Annotated in this window: 18 protein-coding genes; 10 read left to right on the top strand and 8 right to left on the bottom strand. The window is 45.9% G+C overall.

Going from position 1 to position 23,110, the window contains the following annotated elements:
• Positions 1 to 147: 147 nt before the first annotated feature.
• From ABIN22_RS22405 to ABIN22_RS22390, 4 genes are all read right to left on the bottom strand, one after another.
• A complete protein-coding gene (locus ABIN22_RS22405) occupies positions 148 to 990 on the bottom strand; it encodes a carbohydrate ABC transporter permease (RefSeq protein ID WP_346911384.1) in 843 nt (280 codons plus the stop codon).
• Between the two features lie 20 nt (positions 991 to 1,010).
• Positions 1,011 to 1,925, bottom strand: coding sequence for a carbohydrate ABC transporter permease (locus ABIN22_RS22400; RefSeq protein ID WP_181368788.1), 915 nt, complete (start codon positions 1,923 to 1,925; stop codon positions 1,011 to 1,013).
• Between the two features lie 114 nt (positions 1,926 to 2,039).
• Positions 2,040 to 3,329, bottom strand: coding sequence for an ABC transporter substrate-binding protein (locus ABIN22_RS22395; RefSeq protein WP_109732737.1), 1,290 nt, complete (start codon positions 3,327 to 3,329; stop codon positions 2,040 to 2,042).
• Positions 3,330 to 3,423: 94 nt separating this feature from the next.
• Entirely contained in the window at positions 3,424 to 4,764 is a 1,341-nt protein-coding gene (locus ABIN22_RS22390) for an FAD-dependent oxidoreductase (RefSeq protein WP_346911381.1), read from the bottom strand.
• A 210-nt stretch (positions 4,765 to 4,974) separates the two neighbouring features.
• Here ABIN22_RS22390 and ABIN22_RS22385 point away from each other — a divergent pair, with 210 nt between their 5' ends.
• Together ABIN22_RS22385 and ABIN22_RS22380 are read left to right on the top strand one after the other, a co-directional pair.
• Entirely contained in the window at positions 4,975 to 6,705 is a 1,731-nt protein-coding gene (locus tag ABIN22_RS22385; RefSeq protein WP_346911379.1) for a cache domain-containing sensor histidine kinase, read from the top strand.
• 11 nt (positions 6,706 to 6,716) lie between these two features.
• Positions 6,717 to 8,321 (top strand): response regulator, encoded by a 1,605-nt coding sequence (locus ABIN22_RS22380; protein WP_346911377.1) that lies wholly within the window; start codon positions 6,717 to 6,719, stop codon positions 8,319 to 8,321.
• Positions 8,322 to 8,376: 55 nt separating this feature from the next.
• On the opposite strand, the gene ABIN22_RS22375 is transcribed toward ABIN22_RS22380, so the two are convergent.
• A complete protein-coding gene (locus ABIN22_RS22375; RefSeq protein WP_118620430.1) occupies positions 8,377 to 8,982 on the bottom strand; it encodes a TetR/AcrR family transcriptional regulator in 606 nt (201 codons plus the stop codon).
• Between the two features lie 312 nt (positions 8,983 to 9,294).
• Between ABIN22_RS22375 and ABIN22_RS22370 the strand changes: the two genes are divergently transcribed.
• From ABIN22_RS22370 to rfbC, 8 genes are all read left to right on the top strand, one after another.
• Complete coding sequence (locus ABIN22_RS22370) at positions 9,295 to 11,406, top strand: efflux RND transporter permease subunit (protein ID WP_346911375.1); 2,112 nt, start codon at positions 9,295 to 9,297, stop codon at positions 11,404 to 11,406.
• A gap of 68 nt (positions 11,407 to 11,474) precedes the next feature.
• Entirely contained in the window at positions 11,475 to 13,766 is a 2,292-nt protein-coding gene (locus ABIN22_RS22365) for a hypothetical protein (protein ID WP_346911373.1), read from the top strand.
• 144 nt (positions 13,767 to 13,910) lie between these two features.
• The gene (locus ABIN22_RS22360) at positions 13,911 to 14,054 is read left to right on the top strand and encodes a hypothetical protein (protein ID WP_181368790.1); all 144 of its coding nucleotides are present in this window, start codon (positions 13,911 to 13,913) and stop codon (positions 14,052 to 14,054) included.
• Positions 14,055 to 14,117: 63 nt separating this feature from the next.
• Positions 14,118 to 15,299 (top strand): MerR family transcriptional regulator, encoded by a 1,182-nt coding sequence (locus ABIN22_RS22355; protein WP_109732744.1) that lies wholly within the window; start codon positions 14,118 to 14,120, stop codon positions 15,297 to 15,299.
• Between the two features lie 162 nt (positions 15,300 to 15,461).
• The gene (gene rfbA / locus ABIN22_RS22350) at positions 15,462 to 16,358 is read left to right on the top strand and encodes a glucose-1-phosphate thymidylyltransferase RfbA (protein WP_109732745.1); all 897 of its coding nucleotides are present in this window, start codon (positions 15,462 to 15,464) and stop codon (positions 16,356 to 16,358) included.
• An 84-nt stretch (positions 16,359 to 16,442) separates the two neighbouring features.
• Entirely contained in the window at positions 16,443 to 17,462 is a 1,020-nt protein-coding gene (gene rfbB, locus ABIN22_RS22345) for a dTDP-glucose 4,6-dehydratase (RefSeq protein ID WP_109732746.1), read from the top strand.
• A gap of 56 nt (positions 17,463 to 17,518) precedes the next feature.
• Complete coding sequence (gene rfbD / locus ABIN22_RS22340; protein WP_118620434.1) at positions 17,519 to 18,406, top strand: dTDP-4-dehydrorhamnose reductase; 888 nt, start codon at positions 17,519 to 17,521, stop codon at positions 18,404 to 18,406.
• Positions 18,407 to 18,425: 19 nt separating this feature from the next.
• Positions 18,426 to 19,034, top strand: a complete 609-nt coding sequence (gene rfbC, locus ABIN22_RS22335) for a dTDP-4-dehydrorhamnose 3,5-epimerase (RefSeq protein ID WP_346911369.1) — start codon at positions 18,426 to 18,428, stop codon at positions 19,032 to 19,034.
• Between the two features lie 65 nt (positions 19,035 to 19,099).
• Here the strand turns inward: rfbC and ABIN22_RS22330 are convergent, their stop codons facing one another.
• The 3 genes from ABIN22_RS22330 to ABIN22_RS22320 are packed head-to-tail and all read right to left on the bottom strand — an operon-like array spanning position 19,100 to position 23,097.
• Positions 19,100 to 20,794, bottom strand: coding sequence for a phospho-sugar mutase (locus ABIN22_RS22330; protein ID WP_346911367.1), 1,695 nt, complete (start codon positions 20,792 to 20,794; stop codon positions 19,100 to 19,102).
• A gap of 10 nt (positions 20,795 to 20,804) precedes the next feature.
• Entirely contained in the window at positions 20,805 to 21,812 is a 1,008-nt protein-coding gene (gene manA / locus ABIN22_RS22325) for a mannose-6-phosphate isomerase, class I (protein ID WP_346911365.1), read from the bottom strand.
• Complete coding sequence (locus tag ABIN22_RS22320) at positions 21,781 to 23,097, bottom strand: sugar phosphate nucleotidyltransferase (protein WP_109732750.1); 1,317 nt, start codon at positions 23,095 to 23,097, stop codon at positions 21,781 to 21,783. The genes manA and ABIN22_RS22320 overlap by 32 nt, the downstream gene beginning before the upstream one ends.
• Positions 23,098 to 23,110 lie beyond the last annotated feature (13 nt).

The following is a 23,110-nucleotide window of genomic DNA, read 5'->3' as shown; positions in this document are numbered from 1 at the left end:
CTTCTACCTCCGCATTATTTGTCTTACTTTATTTCTGAATATTCCCCGAATTCTTTTATCTATATAACGATATGGTATTATTGTACCACAATCCTGCCAGAAATTAACCAGAAATATTGTCCATTGCGAAGATTTTGTGCTCTCCTGCTACCCCTTAACGGCTCCTGCTGTAACTCCCGCCACCATATATTTTTCCAGGAAGATAAATACTAATGCAATCGGTATAATAGAAATTGCCGCTGCTGCCATGACCTCCCCCCAGATAATCGTATACTCGCCCATGAGGGATGAAATTCCCACCGTGATCGTCCACTTGCCGGGCTGGGTAATGAACGTGCGGGCAAATAAAAATTCACTCCACCCAAGTATCGCGGAATATGTGGCCGTTGCCGCAATCCCCGGGGCCGCCAGAGGTACGATTACCCTGCGCACTGCCTGAAGCCGGCTGCATCCGTCTATTCTCGCTGCTTCTTCCAGTGTATGGGGGATACTGTCAAAGTACCCCTTCATCATCCATGTGGAAAATGGGATAATGAATGTAATATTGCTGATGATCAGTGAGGCGTAATTATTAATCAGTTTCATGTTTGTAAACATCATATACAAAGGCACTACGAGAAGTGTTTCCGGAAGCATCCTGACAACCAAAAGGAAAAACCCCAGAAAATTCGTGGATTTATACTTATATCTGGACATGCTGTAGGCCGCCATTGTAGATACAATAATTGCTACAACCGTGCTAAATGCCGTGACAAAAATTGAGTTTCCAAACCAGGTCAGTATAGGATGGGCATCCAGAATTTTCGTGAAATTGCTCCATGTCATATTTCCTAATTTGGGCAGTACTCTTACATTTTCAAGCAGTGCACTCCTTGTTGTAAATGATGTCACAACCATCCAGTACAGCGGAAATGCGAGCACTACTACCGCAATGATGATTAAAGCATACATTCCCATACGTCTGGCTTTTTGGTTATGATATGTATTCATACCTTTTTCCCTCCTCTTCCTTAATAAAATTGTTTCTTGAGAGACGGCATCGCCAGAACTACAAACACGGAACACACCAGAAGGCTTATCATCCCAATTGTAGATGCATACCCCATGTTATAGTATTTGAATGCCTGATTATACAAAAGGAGCGGCAGTGTCTCTGTTGCCTGATTCGGCCCGCCGCCGGTAATCGTATAGACCAGGTCGTAGTTGCGGAATATCCAGAGACCGTTCAGCAAAAGGGATGTCACAATCACGGACTGAAGAGCAGGCAGTGTGATTTTTGTAAACCGGTGCCATGCATTTGCCCCGTCGATGCTTGCCGCCTCATAGTAGTCTTCTGAAATCCCCTTCAGCCCCGCGAGCAGGGTCAGTGTAAAAAAGGGATAACTTTTCCAAATGGCTGCCGTTATGACAGTGATCATTGCAGTGTTTCCGGTGGAGATCCATTTTACATTCTGGTCAATCAAATGCAGGGATTTTAATATTACATTTATGATCCCATAGTTACCGTCAAACATCCAGGTGAACAGAAGGCCCACGATTACACCGGGAATCGGCCATGCAAGCAGAATCAGTGTGCGTACGAGCTTTTGAAAATGGAACTTCTTGTTCAACAGCAGTGCAAGTCCGAGTCCTATCAAAAAAGATACCGATAATGCAATGAATGTGAATAATATGGATCTTCCCAATGCACTCCAGAAATCAGAATTTGCAAACAGTTTTGTATAGTTTTGGACCGTAAATCCAGATGTATCGTCTGTCAGGCTTCCGATAAATTTTACATTTTGAAAACTTAATTTTATCGTTGTAAATAAAGGATATATAATCAACGCAAGAGAAAAGACTGCTGCCGGCAGAGCAAACGCAACCGCCATTGTATGATTTTTTCTCTCACTTTTCGTTTTCGGAGCTTTTATTTTAGTAGTCAAGTGAAACACCTCCATTATCTTTATCCTGGTGATCCGGAATTTAAGTTCCGGAAATCCGTGTCCGGCGGTTACCCCGTTAAAAATCCGGGCTGCCATTTCAGGCAGCCCCTTGTTCTACTCTCCCAATTCATTTGTAATCTTTGTCTTCATATCATCTAATGTTTTGTCGACATCTGCGTAAGGGTCTGTCACCATCGTCATCACCCCATCGATGATATACTGTGTAAATTCTCCATAGTCTTTTTCATAACCGGAAGGAAGGATTTCCTGCGCTTTTTCTGCATCCTCTACAAACTGTCCGAGGAACGGGTTTTCTTTTAGTATCTCATCGTCAATTGCCGTTTTGCTAGGAGACGGGGAACCCACTTTTTCCATATACAGTTTCTGGAAGTCATCTTCTGCAACCATCTGGATAAATTCCCATACAAGTTCCTTCTCCTCGTCGCTGATTGTCGCCGGGATATGAAGGCTATTGCTTACAGAACCCGGAACATTTTCAAACGGAATCGTGGATACAAGAAGGTTCGGCTTGATTTCATCGGAGGCGCTGTCAATCAGGGATGCAACCCAGGGTCCGTCAAAGATCATCGCCATTTTGCCCTCTACAAAGTACTGGCGTTTCTGTTCCACGGAAAGGCCTACCGGAGTATAATTGTTTTGGAATAAAGACTGGTATAATTTCAGGGCCTTTTTTGTAGGATCTGAGGTCATAGGAGAAAGGTCACCGTCTTCCGACCATTTTCCGCCCATACCTACAACAAAAGAAGTTGCCTCGTTATAAAAATTTGTATCCGTAACCTGGCATGCACCAAATCCATATACCTCCGGGTCCCCGTCGCCATCTTCATCTTTGGTCAGCGTTTTTGCCGCCTCCATAAATGAGTCGATGTCAGTCGGGATCTCAATTCCTGCTTCGTCGAACATCGCTTTGTTATAGTACATAGAGTAGCCGTTTCCGAGCAGAAGTACCCCATAATATTCCCCATCCGCCTGAAGTCCGTCCTGAAGACTGCTCCAGTTGGTCAGTATGTCCGTTTCCTTTAGTCTGTCACTCAGCGGTTCAAACCAGCCCATATCCGAAAACTGTGCAAAATAACGGGAAGGGATATGTGTAATCTGCGGTGCAGTGCCTGCCGCATACAGTGTCGTAAGTGTGTCTACATAACTGTCAAACGGCACCTGGTATAAATTAATCTTTACATTTTCATGTCTTTTTTCAAACTCCGCCACCGCTTCTTCCCAAAATTCCTGAAATCCCGGCTCTGTAGCCTGCCAGCTTGGAAATTCCAGCACGACTTCTTCCGCAGAAGAATCGCTCTTTTTTTCTTTTTCAGATGAACCACATGCTGTCATACCGAACGCTAATGCCGCACATAATACCAGACTCAATATTTTCTTTTTCATTCACTTTCTCCTCTTTTCCTGTTTGTAAATACTCCGGGCCCCCTTTCATCCTAGTGCTGCGGATTATCCGGGAATGCCCAGTCATGTTTTTTGGTTACTCTATCACAGCCCCATCCTTCTTTAACACTGCCTGTAAATGTTTGATATCGAGATTTCTCGGTACCTGTCCCTGCTCTGCCGCCATTGCTGCCGCTGTTCCTGCTGCCTGTCCGAGCGCCATGCAGGACGGCATGATCCTTGTAGATGCTAATGCTTCAGCTGTTGTGGAAATGCATCTTCCGGCTACAAGCAGATGATCGATCCTCTCTGGAACGATACAGCGGTACGGGATATCGTAGCTCTGCTCTTCACTCTGTATGCGCGATACGCCCCACCCCTGTCCTTTCGGATCATGTATATCAATACAGTAGCCGTTTCGTGCAATGCAGTCTTCAAATCTCCTGCCCTCTATAATATCCTGTCCTGTCAGAACATATTCCCCGTCGATCCGTCTTGTCTCCCTTATGCCGATTCCGTTCTGAATGCTTGTAATATGCGCCTTTTCCATACCCGGGACATGTTTATTTAAGAAACGGATTACTTTCTTTAGCTGTATTCTTCCTTCTATTTCTGCCTCGGAAAGTTCGTACGCATCAGCCCCGTTTTTTTCACTTACCCGAATCGTATTCACGTAGGTGAGCTCATTTTCCCTCATTGTTCCCGCCCAGATATTATGGTCCGGATGCGGGAAAATCTCCTCTTTCAGAATGATATCATTCCAATTTGTTAATTTTCCACTGATGTGTAGATTATACTCATGGTCGCCGCCGACCGGGCATGCCTTAATCGGATTCTCAGAAAACAGCGCCGTCGCCCGTTCTACATCCACATCTCCCAGTTTGAACAACAGGCTCATCGCCTGGCACAATCCGTCACTTTCCCTGCCCTGATGGTATTTTGCCCCTGCAAACTTCGCCAGGTCACCGTCCCCCGTTGTATCGATGAAACAGTCCGCATGAAATTCTGTCAAACCATTTTTATTGGCAGCCACGATACTTTTCAGACAATTTCCTTCTACTTCAGCGGCGCATACAAATGTATGGTAGAGGATATCACAGCCACTCTCCAAAAGCATCTCCTCAGCAATGATTTTTACCCACTCCGGATCAATCATCGTCACAGAATTCAGATGCCCGCCGCTTGTGCGTATATGCCCCAGTGACGCTTTCTCCTGAAAGAGCCGGTTCATTAGTTCTTCGGCAACACCCGCCACAACCTGCCTGCCGTTCCTGTTAAAAAAATCTACGAACGGAAGTCCTGACGCGGCTGTCCCGCCGGCATACGCATTTTTTTCGATGAGCAGTACATGTGCCCCTGACCTTGCCGCTGAAAGAGCCGCCGCTATCCCGGCAGTGCCTCCGCCTGCAACAATTACATCATATTTTTGACGGTACATATCACAACCTCTTTTCCTATTTTCTGTCATCCGGATGACTTTCCCTGAAGGGTATAATAGAATCATAGTTTAATTTCATTTAGAATAAAATATGGTAAACTTTCTATTTTGTTTGTTTTCTTTCGACTTTCTTCAAACGCTTTCTTTCGTCGTTAGAAAAAGGTATAATTCAAACATAGATAACTTTGCAGGATCAGGAGGGAGAGGTTTATGAAGTTCTTCAGCAAAAAATCAATCGAAAAAGGATTTGAAAAAATACTGTTCCGCAATTATATGTATCTGATTATTACTGCCGCCCTGCTGATCAGTATATTCAGTGCCGTCATTGATGCAGCAAACACGCTTGCTAACGAGAAGCAAAACATGTACGAATCGCTGAAGCAGGCACAGATTAACATCAATAACCATACACAAATGATTGAAGACTATCTGACACTGACACATGCCAACTCCGAACTGCAGAATAAAATCAAAGACCTGAATGAACACCCGAGCGCTTCCCTGCTGACAAAGATTAACGAAACGCTGTTCTCTGTTGATTTATTTAAGAAGAATCTGGACTCTGTGCAGATCTTCGTCTATGAACCAGACAAATTCCTTCCAACTTTTTCAGGTGCTTCCCAATATAGCAATGCGCTTTTTTCTGCCGAAAGCGCTTCCTCCTCAGAATGGTTTCAGAACACCTTGAAGGCAAAGGGGCACACGTACTGGTTCGTTGATATGGATACATTTAAGAAACCGACACTGTGTGCAGCACGGATCTTTTATGATATTAACAATGTATCCCGGCAGCTCGGAGTGATTAAGGCAAACGTCACGATCGAAAAGCTGATCCGGCATCTCGGATCGATCTCCTTCGGAGATAAAGGATACGCACTAATTGACGCTGACGGACTACTGCTCCATCCCTATGCGGAAATCCCTGAATTTCTCAGCGACAGTCTTCCTGATAAGAAAGACAGGCTTTCCATGACGCACCTGCTCGTTGAGTTTCCAATCATAACTGACGGATGGGAAGTAATCGGAGTCACAAGCTTCTGGGAACTTTACCGCAATACTCTCCAAAACCTCCTGCTGATCGGGCTTGTTTTTTCTTTTACACTAATATTAGCTGCGCTTCTGTCCCGGAAAAGCAGCCGTAAAATTTCTCAGCCGGTGCACCGGCTCTGCCTGTATATGCAGAAAATGGAACCCGCAGACAGCCGGAACCTGCACAACTGCATCGAGGTCAACCAACTGTATGATACTTATAACGGCATGCTTGAAAAGAATGAAGAATTGATAAAGTCCAGGGAAGAGACACTGCTCAAGTTCAAACAGGCCGAGATGGCGGCGCTGCAGTCCCAGATGAATCCGCATTTCATTTACAATACGCTGGAGTCAATCAGTGCTTTAATTGCCACCGATGACAACTGCCATGCGGCTATGATGGTTACCGGCCTCGGCAAATTCCTGCGCAGCAGCCTGAATAACGGCAATAACTACATTACACTGGAAAAGGAGATTGAACAGGTCAGCTCTTATGTAGAAATTCAAAAACTGCGGTATGCCAACAGAATCCGCCTACACCTTGACCTGCCTTCCCCGCTGCCTGACTACAGAATCATCAAACTCATCCTGCAGCCGCTCGTAGAAAACAGCATTGTACATGGTTTTAAGGATATGGAAGAAATCGGTGAGATTACCATTACCGTAAAGGAAACGGATAGTTGTCTGTATCTTTCCGTTTCCGACAATGGATGGGGAAGTGATATTGAGATGCTGAACTATCTGGTCCGCCAGAGAACGCTCTACAAAGAGGACAATGTGAATTTTTACTGCATTCAAAACGTTTACCAGCGTCTGGCTAATTGTTACGGTGACCACGCCGGCCTTTCTTATGAAGAGAATGATGACGGTGGCGTCACCGCAAACATACGCATTGATAAAGAAGTTTTATAGGAGGGAAAATCATGTTGAATATTGTTTTAGTGGATGACGAACAGCTTATTATCCACCATTTAATTAAAATCATATCATCTTTTGACATCCCGCACAAAATCGTCGGGACGGCAAACAGCTGCGAACAGGCACTTACCATCATCCGGGAAACACACCCCAATCTGGTGATCACAGACATCCGCATGGGAACCTCAAACGGTCTGGATCTGTGTGATACTTTAAGTGTGACGATGCCTCACACAAAAATCATCATCCTCTCTGGGTTCGATGATTTTGCCTATGCTCAGAAGGCGCTGCGCTATAATGTATTTAACTACCTGCTGAAGCCAATCCATGAGAAGGACCTTTATGACCAGCTGGCCCGGGTGAATGCACTTTTAGAAGCAGAAAAGGAAGAAGAGACAAAAGATTTTATGCTGAAAGAGCAGCTAAGAGAATGCCTGCCCTTAATGCAGGAGTGGTTTTTCAAGATCATACGTGAGAATATGGATCATCTGGACATCATAGATTCTACATTCCGCCTGTTTAACATCGATATTCTCAACGAGTCTTACCAGTCTCTCTATGTCTCCTTTGCACAGGATAGTGATGCCGCGGAAATCGAAAAAGATTTCATGAACGTCTCGAGACTTGCCCAGACGATTACACTATTTATCGGGGACTATTTTAAGACAATTTATTTTTATGACACAAACTCGATTACACTTATTTTATCTTCTGCAGGAACCAATAACGAAGATATGCACAACAGATGCTGTCACCTCGCAGAACGCATCCGCCAGTATTTAGACTTTAACTATCAGCAGCAATTCTCCATCGGGCTGTCCACTGTTGTTCATAATATTGCGTATCTGCGCCAGTCCGTAAAAGACGCCATAGCAGCCAGTAAGTACTCCTTTTATATCGGTTTCAATGAAATCATCTGCATCACAGATGTAGAACTGAGGAATACAGGTGAGGTCCTTCCAAACTTTAAATACATACAGGAAGATCTTCTGAAGCATTTAAAGCTCTGCGACCCCCGGAACGCCGGACAGTACCTCAATATCTACTATCTCAATGTACTGCAGCTGCACGGCGATCGAAACCTCGCAACAAACAAATTTCTGGAGCTATACTACTATCTTTCCAATGCACTGGACCAGGAATTCGATTTCGAGAAGGCCCCGTCACAGGAAGTTGTTGCAAACATAAAGGGGGCTGCGAATTTAGAAGAGATCAAGGAGATACTCAACAACTATATTGTACGGTCAATAAAAGAAATCGAACTGCTGCGCACGAACAAAAGCCGCAAACTGATCGACAAAGCAAAAGCCTGCATTCAGGAAAATTATGCTCACGACATTTCCTTAGAATCGATCGCTTACGATATCGGATTATCGGCCTGCTATCTCAGTACACTATTTAAAAATATGGAAAAAACCTCAATAAAAGAATATATTATCGATGTGAGAATAGAGGCTGCGAAGAAATACCTGCAGGATATCAATCTGAAAATATACGAAGTGGCGGCAAATGTCGGGTATACAGACTCCCGCTATTTCAGCCAGCTATTCCGGAAAAAGACCGGATACACCCCCGGCCAGTACAGAGAATTCATTAAGTTGGGGACGTAGACTTTTTCAATTATACTACGTCCCCAATTGAGTTTAGTGGTGTACCAAAACGTTCTTATTCTATAATATGATTTCGTATGATGGCTCTTATGCTTTCGTTTAAATATGGTTTTAGTTCCTCATAGCTGATCGGATCGTTCTCCAATATTGTGCTGTAGGAGGTCGAGCTTGCCAGTTCTATGATGAGAAACAGCATGGTTTCCGGTGCTTTTAATTTAACTTCGGGATTTTCTTTTACCATTTTTTTGAAAAATCCCATTACGTCCATGTCTGTTTCTGTATCGTTCTTTGTGATTGCCTGCCTGAAGATTCCCCAGCTCAGGTTCTTTGATACGAATTTCAGGACGGCTTTGCTTTTTACCATCTCGTCCAGGACATAATCTACAATGAAGATGATTTTGTCTTCAAATTCTGGTATCCGGGCCTGTTCAAGTGCATTGTTTGCCGCCATGAATAGTTTTTCGGCGGTCTTGGCAATGAGCCTGTCCCGTATCTCATATTTGTCTTTGAAGTATAGGTAGAAGGTTCCTTTTGCCACGCCTGCTTTCTGAACGATATCGTGGATGGATGTTTTGGAGATTCCCTGTGTCAGGAAGAGGTCATATGCACTTTTGAACAAGGACTCTAATTTCTGTTGTTTGTTTTCGTCAACTTTTCCCATAGTTTTTCCCACTCTTTCGTTGTGTACTCTCTCGACGCATCTTTCGCTGCTATGTGTTTATTGTTCTGAGCAAACACTATTATACAGTATTCCGGCGGGATAATACACCTTATTTTTTAATTATAATTTCAAAATGACCAAAAGTCAACTTTTTGCATTAAAATTATTGACTTTTGGTCATTTTTGCAGTATATTACTTTTAGTCTTAAAAAAATGACTATTAGTCATAAACATTTAGAAGATGTGATTTATGAGTTTTTATTTCACAGTTAAGTATGCAGAATCACTAATTTAAAAAGGGAGGCATTACACATGGTCAAGGTAGGTAAAAAAATTGTGAAGTATCGGGTGGTCATCCTGATACTCGGCGTTTTACTTCTGATACCTTCGGCACTGGGATTCTTAAAAACCAGGGTCAATTACGACATTCTTTATTATCTGCCCGATAATATTGATACGATGAAAGGGCAGAACATTTTAATGGATGATTTCGGCAAAGGCGCCTTTGCAATGGAAGTTGTGGAAGGCATGAGCACAAAGGATACGGCCGCGGTCAAGGAAAAGATCGAGGGAGTCGACGGTGTTGCGGATGTGATCTGGTACGATTCTATCGCGGACACTTCGCTGCCGATCGATGTTCTGCCGGATAAGCTGAAGGATGTATTTAAAACGGATAATGCGACGCTTATGGCTATCTTCTTTGATGATACGACTTCGGCCGATAAAACAATGGACGCCATTACAGAAATACGGAACATTACCAATAAGCAGTGTTATCTGAGCAGTATGTCGGCTGTTGTAACTGATATCAAACAGCTCTCCGAGAAAGAGACCCCGATCTACGTATTGATCGCTGTTGTTTTAAGCTGTATCGTCCTTTCTCTGTTCATGGACTGCTGGATACTTCCTTTGTTCTTTATGCTGAGTATTGGAATGGCGATTCTCTATAATATGGGTAGTAATTATTTCCTCGGCGAAATATCCTACATTACCAAGGCATTAAGCGCGGTCCTGCAGCTGGGAGTCACGATGGACTACTCCATCTTCCTATGGCACAGTTATCAGGAGAACCAGCAGCGCTTCCCGGGCGATAAGGAACGTGCAATGGCTCATGCCATTTCCAACACTTTCGCTTCCGTCATCGGAAGCTCCGTGACTACGGTCGCCGGTTTCATCGCCCTTTGCTTCATGAGCTTTACGCTCGGCAAAGACCTCGGAATCGTTATGGCGAAAGGTGTTGTATTTGGCGTCATCTGCTGCGTTACAATACTGCCATCATTTATACTCATATTTGACAAGGCAATTCAGAAAACGACACACCGTTCTCTGATACCTCCTATGGAAAAAGCGGCAAAGTTTATTACGAAACACTTTAAAGTCTTTGTTCTTGCGTTTATTGTGCTGCTCGTACCTGCTTTATGGGGATATACCAAGGCAGAGGTTTATTATAATCTGGACGCCACACTCCCGAAATACCTGGAGAGCATCAAGGCAAATGATAAACTGTCCGATGAATTTGACATGAATGCAACGCACATGGTACTCGCAAACGCAGATCTGAAGCCAAAAGAGGCTAAGGCAATGTTAAATGAGATGTCCGATGTAAAAGGTGTAAAGTTTGCACTCGGCCTCGACAGCCTCTTAGGTTCGGCCATCCCCCGGGATGTGGTTCCGGATGAGCTGACCGATACATTAAAAGCGGGAGACTGGCAGCTGATCCTCGTACAGTCAGAATATAAAGTCGCAACCGATGAAGTGAACCGGCAGTGCACGCAGCTGAATAGTATTGTAAAGAAATATGACTCCTCCGCCATGCTGATCGGGGAGGCGCCGTGTACCAAAGACCTGATCACGATTACGGATAAGGACTTCAAGGTTGTAAGTGCAATCTCAATCATTGCCATTTTCATTATTATTGCACTTGTATTTAAGTCCATCTCACTGCCGGTCATTCTTGTGGCGGTCATCGAGTTTGCGATCTTCATCAATCTGGGAATCCCGTATTTTACGGGCACAAAGATGCCATTTATTGCATCTATCGTCATCGGAACGATCCAGCTGGGGGCTACCGTCGACTATGCAATCCTGATGACGACCCGGTATAAAAAAGAGCGGTGCAAAGGAAAAGAGAAAAAAGAATCCATACGAATCGCCCTCTCTGCTTCTGTCAGTTCGGTCATTGTTTCCGCACTCGGATTCTTCGCCGCAACATTCGGTGTCGGACTCTATTCCGATATCGATATGATCTCCGCACTCTGCACGTTAATGGCACGCGGTGCAGTCATCAGTATGTTCACGGTTATCTTTATCCTGCCGTCTATGCTGATGGTATTTGACAGGGTGATCTGTGCGACCACAAAAGATATGAGGGCATGCCTGAAGAAAAAAGAGAAGGCTTCCGATGAAGCCTGTGCAAACGCTTAAATAATTTTACCGGATGGATTTTCCACAAAGTCTAAAAACAAGGTATCTATAACAGGAGGTTAACTGATATGAAAAACAGAGAATATAAAACACTCGTTGCAATTATACTGGCAATGACAATGGTGACCGGCACACTGGCCGGTGTTCCTTCTACCGTTTGCGCCAAAGAAAACACGGTAACTACAGAGGCAGCCGCCCGGACACAGGAAAACGCCTCTTCCGACGTGAAACCTATAAAGGATGAAACTGTTTATGCGAAAATTGACGGCAGCGGCACCGTAACTTCAGTCACTGTATCTGACCAGCTGAAAAACATCACGGATGAAAAGGAAATCAAGGATGTGTCTACTCTGGAAAACATAGAAAATGTTAAGGGGGATGAGACATTTTCCCAGAAAAGCAATGCCATAACCTGGACCGGCGACAGCAAAGACATCTGCTATCAGGGCACCACAAGCCAAAATCTTCCCGTTGGTGTAAAAATCACTTACAAGCTGGACGGGAAAAATATCAGTGCCGGAGATCTGGAAGGTAAAAGCGGCCACCTTGTTATGCGCTATCAGTATGAAAATACGACCGGAACTTCCGGGAAAGACTATACTCCTTTCCTTATGATCACAGGACTGATCCTCGACGGCGATAAATTTACAAATACTAAAGTCACAAACGGCAGGCTGGTTTCCGACGGGGACAGGGACATGGTGCTCGGCATGGGGCTTCCAGAACTGGAATCCAGCCTTGGTGTAAGTGATCTGGATATCCCGGATTACTTCGAACTGGAGGCTGATGTAACTGACTATGAAGCAGCAGAAGGAATCACCATTGCCACGAACGAGATCTTCAATGAGTTGGATATGGATAAACTTGATTCTCTTTCTGACCTGAAAAGTTCCATGAATAAGCTTCAGGACTCTGCCAACCAGTTAGTCGACGGTTCCGGAGAACTCAGGAAGGGACTGGATACACTCTTGTCCTCTTCCGGAACGCTCACAGATGGAATCAGCCAGCTTTCAGATGGCGGCACCACGTTGAAAAACGGGACCGCGTCACTTCTGGACGGGAGCAATGCCCTCTCAGACGGGAGCAGTATTCTGGCAGACGGAACGAACCAGCTGCTTTCCGGAACCGGAACACTGAAAGAAGGCACCCAGGCCTTAAATGCCGGGCTTGCCTCTGCTGCCGACCAGACTGCCGGCCGTCTCCTTCCGGGTATCATCCAGCTCGATGACGGCGTTGCACAGATGCAGAAGCAGCTGGGAAGCGGGCTTTCCGAACTCACTAGCGGGGTACAGACACTGGATGCCGGGGCCGCAAACCTCAGGGACGGCGCCGCTTATCTAAATCAGGTAATCAATTCCGGCACCGATCAAACAGGCGGCCAGAGCCTTACCGCCATTGCAGCAGGCACGGCAGACGGAGCACAGAAAATCGCATTCACTACCGACGGCATCAATCAGACCGTCACCGCAGTATCTGACGCAACAGGATCGGCTGTTGCTAATACAGAAGCGGCCATCCAAGCTCTCCAGGCACTTCAAACTGAACTTAGCGGCTCTATAACTGACGATCAGGCTAATGCGATTCAAAACGCTATTAACAACCTGACCACCGATCAGTCCGGCATCAAAAATGCTGCCGAATCCCTAAACCAGCAGGCTGAACTGGCCGCCGGACTAGCCGAAGGTGCAAATAATGTTGCCTATGGTGCCGGAAGCACCAGCCAGATCATAAACGAACTCGCGGCCTCCACCCCGCAGCTCAGCCAGGGTGCCTCCGACCTTGCTGACGGAACCGCTAAACTGAATGCCAGCATCACCGATCCCACATCCGGCCTGATCACGCAGGTAAATTCCGGAGTGGAAACACTTAAGGACGGAACTGCCGCCCTCCGCGCCGGAATCGATGGTGACAACGGCCTCGCAAGCGGGCTGAAGCAGCTTTCCGCCGGCGCCTCACAGGTTGACTCAGGTGCCGGAACATTAAACGAGAAAATGGCAGAAGCCAACGCCGGTGCACAGAGTGTTTCCGCCGGTGCTTCCCAGTTATCCGCCGGTGCCGGGGAACTAAACACCGGTGCAGGCACACTTTCTTCCGGTATCCAGACACTCCAGTCCGGTTCCGGCGCCTTAATCGACGGTGTGAAACAGCTTGATGAAGGGGCTAAGACATTAAATGACGGCATGATCCAATTCAACGAAGAGGGAATTAAAAAATTGGTAAGCGCATTCGACGGCGATATTCAGGGACTTCTGGATAAGCTGAACGATATGGCAGACGCTTCCAGAAGCTACAAGAATTTCTCAGGCATCTCCGATCACATGGACGGAGAAGTTAAATTCGTTTTTGTTACAAATAAATAGTCAAATACGCCGCGGACAGCGGGCCAAAGTCAGACTTACCCGGCTTTGGCCCGCTGTCCGCGTGAATAAAATCCCCAAACCTGATTATTCGCACGTATCTCTGCATATAATATGATATATACGAATATCATAGGGAGGGGCTGTATGTTTTATTTTATATTTTGTTTTTTATTATTCTGCCTGATTACATTTGTCTTATTCTGCATCCTGCACTGCAGTACACCATATGACCGAATGATCGATGACGAACAGCAGGAAAAATTCCTGCGCCGCCATACCGGATTTTGATTTATCCATTGCCTCACCAATCTTTTCCCTTTATAATATCCTTATTATGAAAGGAAATATGCAATGAAAAAAAAAGGTTACTATTCTTCCGGCGAATTTGCGCGCATGGCCCATGTTACACTGCGCACAATCCGCTATTACGATAAACAGGATATCCTGAAGCCATCCTATGTCAGCGAGGCAGGCGCACGCTTTTATACAGATGAAGATTTCGCCCGTCTGCAGCAGATCCTGCTTCTGAAATACCTTGGTTTTTCTCTGGATGACATCCGCGAAATGACAATTGACGATTCCGACTACCATTTCATGCTGAATTCCCTGAACATCCAACTGAAACTGGTGCAGGACAGAATCGAACAGATGCAGCTGGTAGAAAAAGCAATCCAGGATACCGCAAGCGCCATTCAGAAGGAACACCACATTGACTGGAGCCAGATGCTGAACCTGATCCATCTGACCGGGATGGAAAACAGTCTGAAAAACCAGTACCAGAATGCATCAAACATCTCCGCCAGAATCAATCTCCATAACTTGTACTCCCAGAATCCCCAGGGGTGGTTCCCGTGGATTTACGAACAATGCAGGATCGAAGACGGGATGCATATACTGGAAATCGGATGCGGTGACGGTACACTCTGGAAGGACAATCTGGATTCGATTCCAAAGTCAGCCACAATCCTGCTTTCCGATATTTCCGAGGGGATGCTGCGTGACGCAAGGCGTGCCATCGGAGCGTATGACAAACGCTTCTCTTTCCAGGTTTTTGACTGCAGCCATATCCCATGTGGGGACAACAGTATGGACTTGATCATCGCAAACCACGTTCTCTTCTATTGCGAAGATATTCCCCAGGTATGCAGGGAAGTACAGCGTATCCTAAAACCGGGCGGGCGTTTCCTCTGCAGTGCCTACAGCAGGCGCCATATGGCAGAAGTCAGCCGGCTGGTGGAAGGCTTTGATGAACGGATTGTATTGTCAGCCGATAAGCTGTATAACAAATTCGGCCGCGAAAACGGCACCGGTATACTGAAACCATATTTCTCACAGATTGAATGGCAGCTATATGAGGATTCCCTCGTCATACCGGAACCAGAGCCGCTGATTTCCTACATCCTCTCCTGCCACGGCAACCAGAACCAGTATATTTTGGACCATTATAAGGAGTTCCGCTCTTATGTGAAGAGGAAAACCACCGGCGGATTCCATATTACAAAGGAAGCCGGGGTATTTATCTGCACGCTTTAGATTTGCCGGTTTAAAAGAATTTGTAAAAACTTTATAAAAAGGCTTGAAGGTGACCTAAGGTCACCTTTTATAATACGATTATGGCTGACAAGGATTGACTTATCTTTGATACTTATTAACCACGTGCGGGCAATGCTGCACGGAAGATAAAGGAGATTTCACATGAAGGGAATTATTTTAGCAGGAGGTTCCGGCACACGCCTCTATCCTCTAACAATGGTTACATCCAAACAATTACTGCCGATTTATGATAAACCTATGATCTATTATCCAATGTCAGTTCTCATGAACGCAGGCATCCGCGATATTTTAATTATTTCCACCCCGCAGGATACGCCCCGTTTTCAGGAATTGTTAGGCGACGGACACCAGTTCGGCGTAGACCTTACTTATGCGGTTCAGCCGAGCCCGGACGGACTTGCCCAGGCATTCATCATCGGAGAAGAATTTATCGGCAATGATACCGTTGCAATGGTCCTCGGCGATAATATTTTCGCAGGACATGGTCTTCGCAAGCGTCTGAAGGCTGCCGTCGAAAACGCAGAATCCGGCAGGGGGGCGACCGTTTTCGGTTATTATGTCGATGACCCGGAACGTTTCGGCATCGTAGAATTCAACGAAGAAGGGAAAGCTATTTCTATAGAAGAAAAACCAGCCGTACCAAAAAGCAATTACTGTGTCACCGGGCTGTATTTCTACGATAACAAAGTTGTCGATTATGCCAGAAACTTAAAGCCAAGCCCGCGCGGGGAGCTGGAGATTACAGACCTGAACCGCATTTATCTGGAAAGCGGCAGCTTAAACGTGGAGCTGCTCGGACAGGGATTCACATGGCTGGATACCGGTACACACGAAAGCCTTGTGGAGGCTACTAATTTTGTAAAAACAGTGGAGTCCCACCAGCACCGTAAAATCGCCTGCCTGGAAGAGATTGCATATCTCAACGGCTGGATCACCAAAGAAGACGTACTGAAGGTTTACGAAGTACTGAAGAAAAACCAGTACGGCCAGTACCTGAAAGATGTCCTTGACGGAAAGTATCTGGACATTTTACATTAACCGTAACTGTGGACACCCTTTTCGGTGTGAACAGCTGCACTAAATCTCATTTGTTAAGAATATACTATTAAGGAGAATCAAACAATGAATATTATCGTGACCGGCGGGGCCGGATTTATCGGAAGCAACTTTATTTTCCATATGCTGGGCAAATATCCGGATTACCGCATCATCTGTCTGGACAGCCTGACTTATGCAGGCAACCTTACTACTCTCGCACCTGTCATGGACAATCCAAATTTCCGTTTTGTCAAAGAAAGCATCACAGACCGCGAGGCCGTTTACAAACTGTTTGAAGAGGAACATCCTGACATCGTTGTAAACTTTGCGGCGGAAAGCCATGTCGACCGTTCTATCGAAGACCCGGAAGTATTTCTGGATACCAACATCAAAGGAACTGCCGTACTTATGGATGCCTGCAGGAAATATGGAATCACACGTTACCACCAGGTATCTACGGATGAAGTATATGGTGACCTCCCACTGGATAGGCCGGATTTATTCTTTACAGAAGAAACCCCAATCCACACAAGCTCCCCGTACAGCTCATCCAAGGCGGGAGCGGACCTGCTCGTTATGGCTTACCACCGCACTTACGGCCTGCCTGTAACAATCAGCCGCTGCTCGAACAACTACGGACCGTATCATTTCCCGGAAAAACTGATCCCGCTTATGATTGCAAATGCGTTAAATGATAAACCGCTCCCTGTTTACGGCAAAGGTGAAAATGTACGTGACTGGCTGTATGTTGAGGACCACTGCAAGGCCATCGACCTGATCATCCACAAAGGGCGTGTCGGCGAGGTTTATAATATCGGCGGACATAACGAGATGAAGAACATCGATATCGTTAAGATTATCTGTAAAGAACTTGGCAAACCAGAAAGCCTGATAACCTATGTGACAGACCGTAAAGGCCATGATATGCGCTATGCCATCGATCCGACCAAGATCCACAATGAGCTTGGCTGGCTGCCGGAAACAAAGTTTGCCGACGGCATCAAAAAGACAATCAAATGGTATCTGGAAAACAAGGAATGGTGGGAAAACATCATTTCAGGCGAATATCAGAACTATTATGAAAAAATGTATGGAAACCGCTAGAACTCTGAAATGCAGCAAAAGGGTGAAAGGTTCCCCTTTAGAAATGGAGTGGACATATGAAAGTTTTAGTAACAGGTGTAAAGGGACAGCTTGGCTTTGACTGCGTCAATGAACTGACAAAACGCGGCCATGAGGCTGTCGGTGTAGATATTGAAGAAATGGATATTACGGACGCCGCTTCGGTTAACAGAGTTGTTACAGAAACAGCTCCCGATGCTGTGATCCACTGTGCAGCGTGGACCGCTGTCGATGCGGCCGAGGATGAAGAAAATCGTGAAAAGGTACGTCTTGTTAACGCTGTTGGGACAGAGAATATCGCAAAAGTCTGCAAAGAGCTGGACTGCAAAATGCTGTATCTGTCTACCGACTATGTGTTTAACGGCCAGGGCACTGCCCCCTGGAAGCCGGACTGCCGGGATTATAAACCCTTAAGTGTTTACGGCGAAACAAAGCTTGCCGGTGAACTCGCTGTTTCAGAGACACTGGAAAAATATTATATCGTACGCATTGCATGGGTATTTGGCAAGAACGGCAAAAACTTCATTAAGACAATGCTAAGTCTCGGAAAAACACACGATACAATCAAGGTCGTAAGCGACCAGATCGGAACTCCTACTTATACTTATGATCTGGCAAAACTGCTTGTCGACATGATTGAAACAGATAAATATGGATATTATCATGCAACAAACGAAGGCGGGTATATCAGCTGGTATGATTTTACGACAGAAATCTTCCGCCAGGCTGCCGCAATGGGCCGTCCGGAGTATTCTGCTGACCGGCTTCATGTGATCCCTGTCACAACCGAGGAGTACGGCGCTTCAAAAGCGAAACGGCCTTTCAACAGCAGGCTCGACAAAAGCAAGCTGACCGAAAATGGATTTACTCTTCTGCCTACATGGCAGGATGCGCTTCAGAGATATCTGAAAGAAATTGAATTTTAGGAAATATCAGGAGGTAAAGATGGGACAGATAAAAGTAGATAAAAATGTTGGCGGCATCGAGGGGCTCTGTATCATCGAACCGGCTGTCCACGGTGACGCCAGAGGATATTTCATGGAAACCTATAACCAGAAAGACATGGAAGAGGCCGGGCTGAACATGCAGTTCGTTCAGGATAACCAGTCCTGCTCCACAAAAGGCGTACTGCGCGGGCTCCATTTCCAGAAAGAATTCCCACAGGGAAAACTCGTCCGTGTGATCAAAGGCCATGTCTTCGACGTTGCCGTAGACCTTCGGAGTGGTTCCGATACTTATGGAAAATGGTTCGGCGTGGAGCTCACTGAGGAGAATAAGAAACAGTTCTATATTCCGGAAGGCTTTGCACACGGATTCCTGGTTCTCTCTGATGTCGCGGAGTTCTGCTATAAATGTACAGACTTCTATCATCCGGGCGACGAAGGCGGGCTGGCGTGGAATGATCCCGAAATCGGAATCACCTGGCCTCAGGTTACCGGTGAATACCCCGGCAGTGCTTCAGCCGGGGGGTACCGTCTGCAAGACGGGACCGGGCTGAACTTAAGTGAGAAAGACCAGAAATGGGATGGGATCCGGAATACTTTTAAGTTTTAAATATAGTGGGGAGTGTACAGATGTACACTCCCTGTTTTATTACCATCACATCATATGCATAATCATCAGCAGAATCTTATAACAAATTTCTTTACATCCTCCGCCGCCCTTTCTGCCAGCTCCTTTGTTCCTGCACATGCCGAAATATATATTTTCAGCTTTGGTTCTGTCCCGGAAGGGCGTATCACTACCGAGCATTGATTTTCCAGCCTGAACTGAAGCACATTCGATTTTGGGAGTCCGTTTATTCCCTCTGCGTAATCCGTACATTCTGCCACTTTATATCCCGCAAACTCGTCCACTCCTGCCCGGAATTTCTCCATAATCTCCTGCATTTTCGCCATGCCGTCCGCTCCCTCCATCCGGATGGAATGCAGGGTGTTTACCCAGTAACCATATTTCAGAAAGAGCTGTGTAAGCCGGTCTATCAGTGAAATCCCTTTCTCTTTATAGTGTGCGAACATCTCGCAGATTAAGAGTGACGCATTCACTGCATCTTTATCTCTGACATGGGTGCCGCTCAAATACCCATAGCTTTCCTCAAATCCAAAGATATAAGAATCCCCCCTGCCGCTTTTCTCCAACTGTGTAATCTGCTCTCCTATATATTTGAATCCGGTCAGAACATTGATGAGCCTCACGCCATAGTCCTGTGCTACAGCCCGGGCCATTTCCGTTGTAACAATCGTCTTTACTGCAACAGGATCCTCCGGCATCTTACCCTGGGCCAGCCTCTGGCTGCATATATAATCAAACAGCAGGATTCCGGTCTCATTCCCTGACAGCAGGGTATATTCATTTTCATGTTTTTTCACTGCAATTCCCACCCTGTCACAATCCGGGTCTGTTGCGAGAACCAGATCCGCATTGACACGCTTGCCATATTCTATTCCCAGCGCCATCGCGTCTTTCTCTTCCGGGTTGGGATAAGGGCAGGTGGGAAATGTTCCGTCCGGATATTCCTGCTCTTTGACCATCGTAATCTTTCGGAAACCACACTCACGAAGACAGCGAAACACTGGAACTCGCCCCGTGCCATTTAGTGGTGAATATACGATAGACATGTCTTCCCTGCCCATCTCTTGTTCTGCCAGAGACAGTGACTTAACGCTGCCTATATAGGCATCTATAACATCATCGCCGATAAATTGAATCGTGCCGGACACAAGGCCTTCTTCAAACGCGATTCTTTCTGCACCGTTTAAAACATCCGTCTTGTCTATGTCACTCAGAATCTGAGCAGCAGCGGTGTCTGTAATCTGTCCGCCGTCCGCACCGTAAACCTTATACCCGTTATACTGTGCCGGATTATGGGAAGCGGTTACCATAATACCGCCTGCACAGCCCAGCTGCCTGACCGCATACGATAAACAGGGCGTAGGCATTAATTCACGGAATATTAAAACCCTGACTCCATTCGCAGCCAATACTTCTGCTGCCGTTTTCGCAAATAGCTCTGATTTTATACGCGAATCAAAACTGATCGCCGCCATTCTTTTCTCAATCGGAAAATTCTTTTTTAAATAATCCGCATATCCCTGTGTCGCTTTTGCTACCGTATATACGTTCATACGGTTTGTCCCCGCTCCGATCCCCCCTCTCAGTCCCCCGGTTCCGAATTCCAGATTCTTGTAAAAGGCATCTTGTATCTTACAGGCATCCCCTTCCATGTCCTTTAGTTCTTTTATAACATCCTCATCCCGGCCGGCTTCTCCCAGCCACCGGAAATATTCTTCTTCCATCTGTACTACTGGTATCATATTTTCCTCCCTAGCATCCGACAGCAAGAAGCTGCAGTTTCCCATGCATTTTGAAACACTCACAGCCTGCCGGCACAAAGATACAGTCTCCCTTGAATATGTTCAGGAATTGGCCGTCCTTCATAAAAATAACGCCGCAGCCCTCGAGACATAAGAGTACCTTGAATGAATTCCTGCCCACGTCAAAATTTACGAGTTTTCTCGTCCGTTCTGTATTCAGAAGATAACGTTCCACCTGAAAATATTTGCACCTGCACAAAAGTTCCCGCGCAAAACCATTCTGGTAACGGAGCACCCGCATTGGCTGGCGGGGGCTGCCGCTGCTTTTATAGTTCAGGACATCCAGCGCCTTATCTACATGGAGCTTTCTAAAATTTCCATCCTTATCCCTGCGTTCGTAGTCATATAACCTATATGTCAGATTCGAACTTTCCTGTATTTCAGCAATCAGGGTCCCGGCCCCGATTGCATGAACCGTTCCGGCCTGAATGAAAAAAACGTCGTCTTTTTGAATCCTTATTTTCTGCAGGTATTTCTCAATCGTGTGGTCTTCCAGAGCCTCTTTAACCGACTTCCTATCCATGTCATGGTAAAAACCATAGATCAGTCTGGCATCTTTAGCAGCATCAGCCACATACCACATCTCCGTCTTTCCAAGCTGTCCGTTCTCATGATTTTTGGCATACTCATCATCCGGGTGCACCTGTACCGAGAGGTCTTGTTTTGCATCAATCAGTTTGATCATAATCGGCAGTTCCCCGTTCCCTTTCGGGTGGGTACCCATATATTCCGGGTGCTCCTTAAAGATTATGCTTAATTTTTCCCCCTCATGGACCCCGGATGCTGCAACACTTTCCCCATCGGGATGGGTCGAACACTCCCATGTTTCGGCAAGCGGCACTGCTTCTAATTCCTTGCCGTACTCATCTTTCAGCCGTCTTCCGCCCCAGATATAATCTTTCCCTGCCGGTTTTAAAAGAAAGGGCTCACACTTCCAGGTCATGCTTTTGTTTGTCATATACACTAATCTCCCTGCCGAGCTGGACCTCTATCAGTTCCAGTTCGGTATCAGCAAAAACAGTATGTTTGCATCCCGCCTGCATCGTGATAACGTCCCCCGGCCTCACGGGTTCTTCCATGCCGTCTACTATGGTCCTGCCCATGCCTGACACGACAGTCCAGACTTCGTCCCTGTTTTCATGGCTGTGGTAGTTCATGTTATGTCCGCTGTTCAGAATTACCTTTATGGTCATGCTGTCCTCCCCGACATCCAGAACACGGTAACTGCCCCATGATTTTTCCGCAAACATCACTTCCTGTTCCATCGCATCTACATATGGCCTGATATAACTGGACTGCTCTTTATCCGAAACAAGGATCCCTTCCGCACTTGCAGCAACAATGATATTTTTAGTGCCCATACATAAAACAGGAACATTCAATTCATTGATAACACTCGTGTTTTCACAACTATCATTCAGAGTAACATCGCCAATAGCAGCCTCTGCCATCTCCTCCGTCAAAGTATTCCAGGTACCGAGATCCTTCCAGTAACCGGAGAAACGCATCACACGTATCTTTTTCTCTTTCTCGGCCACCGCATAATCAAAACTTATTTTCTCGAGACTTTCATATTTATCATACAGGTCATTATAATCTGTAAAACCGATTATTTCATGGGCCTTTTCCAAAAGGTATCCCAGCTTAAAGGCAAAGACCCCGCCATTCCAGAGCGCACCGTTTTGGATATATTTCTCTGCAGTTTCCACATCAGGTTTTTCCTTAAATGTTCTTACCGAACTGATTTCCGCCTCACTTTCCGGAATAATATATCCGTATTTTTCACTTGGATAAGTCGGCTCAATCCCCATCAATACCAGATTTGCCCCGTCTTCCCCTGCAAGACTGCCGAGCCTGGAGAGCGCCTTAAAATATTCTTCATCTACATAAGGGTCGACCGGGCAGACAACAACGGACTCATCCTCTGACAGTTTTTTTATATCACGCAGGTAAGAAGCCGCAAGTGCAATTGCGGGAAACGTATCCCTCCTATATGGTTCTACGCATATATTCACGTCCATTCCCAGCTGGTTGTGGATCGCAGATACCTGCGTCTTTGATGTAGCAATGGTAACCGTGCTGTCGATATCTGCCGTCCTGATCTGGCGGTAAACTCTCTGGACCATCGATTCATAACTTCCGTCTTCGCATTTGAATATTTTAATAAACTGCTTTGACCTCACATCATTTGATAGCGGCCACAGTCTTTTTCCTGAACCGCCTGACAGTAATACAATGTTCATCTTTTCACCATAC

The sequence above is a fragment of the Faecalicatena orotica genome (assembly GCF_905197545.1).
In the GTDB taxonomy this organism is placed as follows: Bacteria; Bacillota; Clostridia; order Lachnospirales; family Lachnospiraceae; genus Faecalicatena_A; species Faecalicatena_A orotica.
Note: the sequence above shows the minus strand (reverse complement) of the source record. Positions and strands in the feature narration are given on the sequence as shown.

Excerpts from the sequence above, each read along its gene's own strand:
- ABIN22_RS22405 (WP_346911384.1), bottom strand. The coding sequence starts at position 990 with ATGAATACATATCATAACCAAAAAGCCAGACGTATGGGAATGTATGCT.
- ABIN22_RS22395 (WP_109732737.1), bottom strand. The coding sequence starts at position 3,329 with ATGAAAAAGAAAATATTGAGTCTGGTATTATGTGCGGCATTAGCGTTC.
- ABIN22_RS22390 (WP_346911381.1), bottom strand. The coding sequence starts at position 4,764 with ATGTACCGTCAAAAATATGATGTAATTGTTGCAGGCGGAGGCACTGCC.
- ABIN22_RS22385 (WP_346911379.1), top strand. The coding sequence starts at position 4,975 with ATGAAGTTCTTCAGCAAAAAATCAATCGAAAAAGGATTTGAAAAAATA.
- ABIN22_RS22380 (WP_346911377.1), top strand. The coding sequence starts at position 6,717 with ATGTTGAATATTGTTTTAGTGGATGACGAACAGCTTATTATCCACCAT.
- ABIN22_RS22375 (WP_118620430.1), bottom strand. The coding sequence starts at position 8,982 with ATGGGAAAAGTTGACGAAAACAAACAACAGAAATTAGAGTCCTTGTTC.
- ABIN22_RS22370 (WP_346911375.1), top strand. The coding sequence starts at position 9,295 with ATGGTCAAGGTAGGTAAAAAAATTGTGAAGTATCGGGTGGTCATCCTG.
- ABIN22_RS22365 (WP_346911373.1), top strand. The coding sequence starts at position 11,475 with ATGAAAAACAGAGAATATAAAACACTCGTTGCAATTATACTGGCAATG.
- ABIN22_RS22360 (WP_181368790.1), top strand. The coding sequence starts at position 13,911 with ATGTTTTATTTTATATTTTGTTTTTTATTATTCTGCCTGATTACATTT.
- ABIN22_RS22355 (WP_109732744.1), top strand. The coding sequence starts at position 14,118 with ATGAAAAAAAAAGGTTACTATTCTTCCGGCGAATTTGCGCGCATGGCC.
- rfbA (WP_109732745.1), top strand. The coding sequence starts at position 15,462 with ATGAAGGGAATTATTTTAGCAGGAGGTTCCGGCACACGCCTCTATCCT.
- rfbB (WP_109732746.1), top strand. The coding sequence starts at position 16,443 with ATGAATATTATCGTGACCGGCGGGGCCGGATTTATCGGAAGCAACTTT.
- rfbD (WP_118620434.1), top strand. The coding sequence starts at position 17,519 with ATGAAAGTTTTAGTAACAGGTGTAAAGGGACAGCTTGGCTTTGACTGC.
- rfbC (WP_346911369.1), top strand. The coding sequence starts at position 18,426 with ATGGGACAGATAAAAGTAGATAAAAATGTTGGCGGCATCGAGGGGCTC.
- ABIN22_RS22330 (WP_346911367.1), bottom strand. The coding sequence starts at position 20,794 with ATGATACCAGTAGTACAGATGGAAGAAGAATATTTCCGGTGGCTGGGA.
- manA (WP_346911365.1), bottom strand. The coding sequence starts at position 21,812 with ATGACAAACAAAAGCATGACCTGGAAGTGTGAGCCCTTTCTTTTAAAA.
- ABIN22_RS22320 (WP_109732750.1), bottom strand. The coding sequence starts at position 23,097 with ATGAACATTGTATTACTGTCAGGCGGTTCAGGAAAAAGACTGTGGCCG.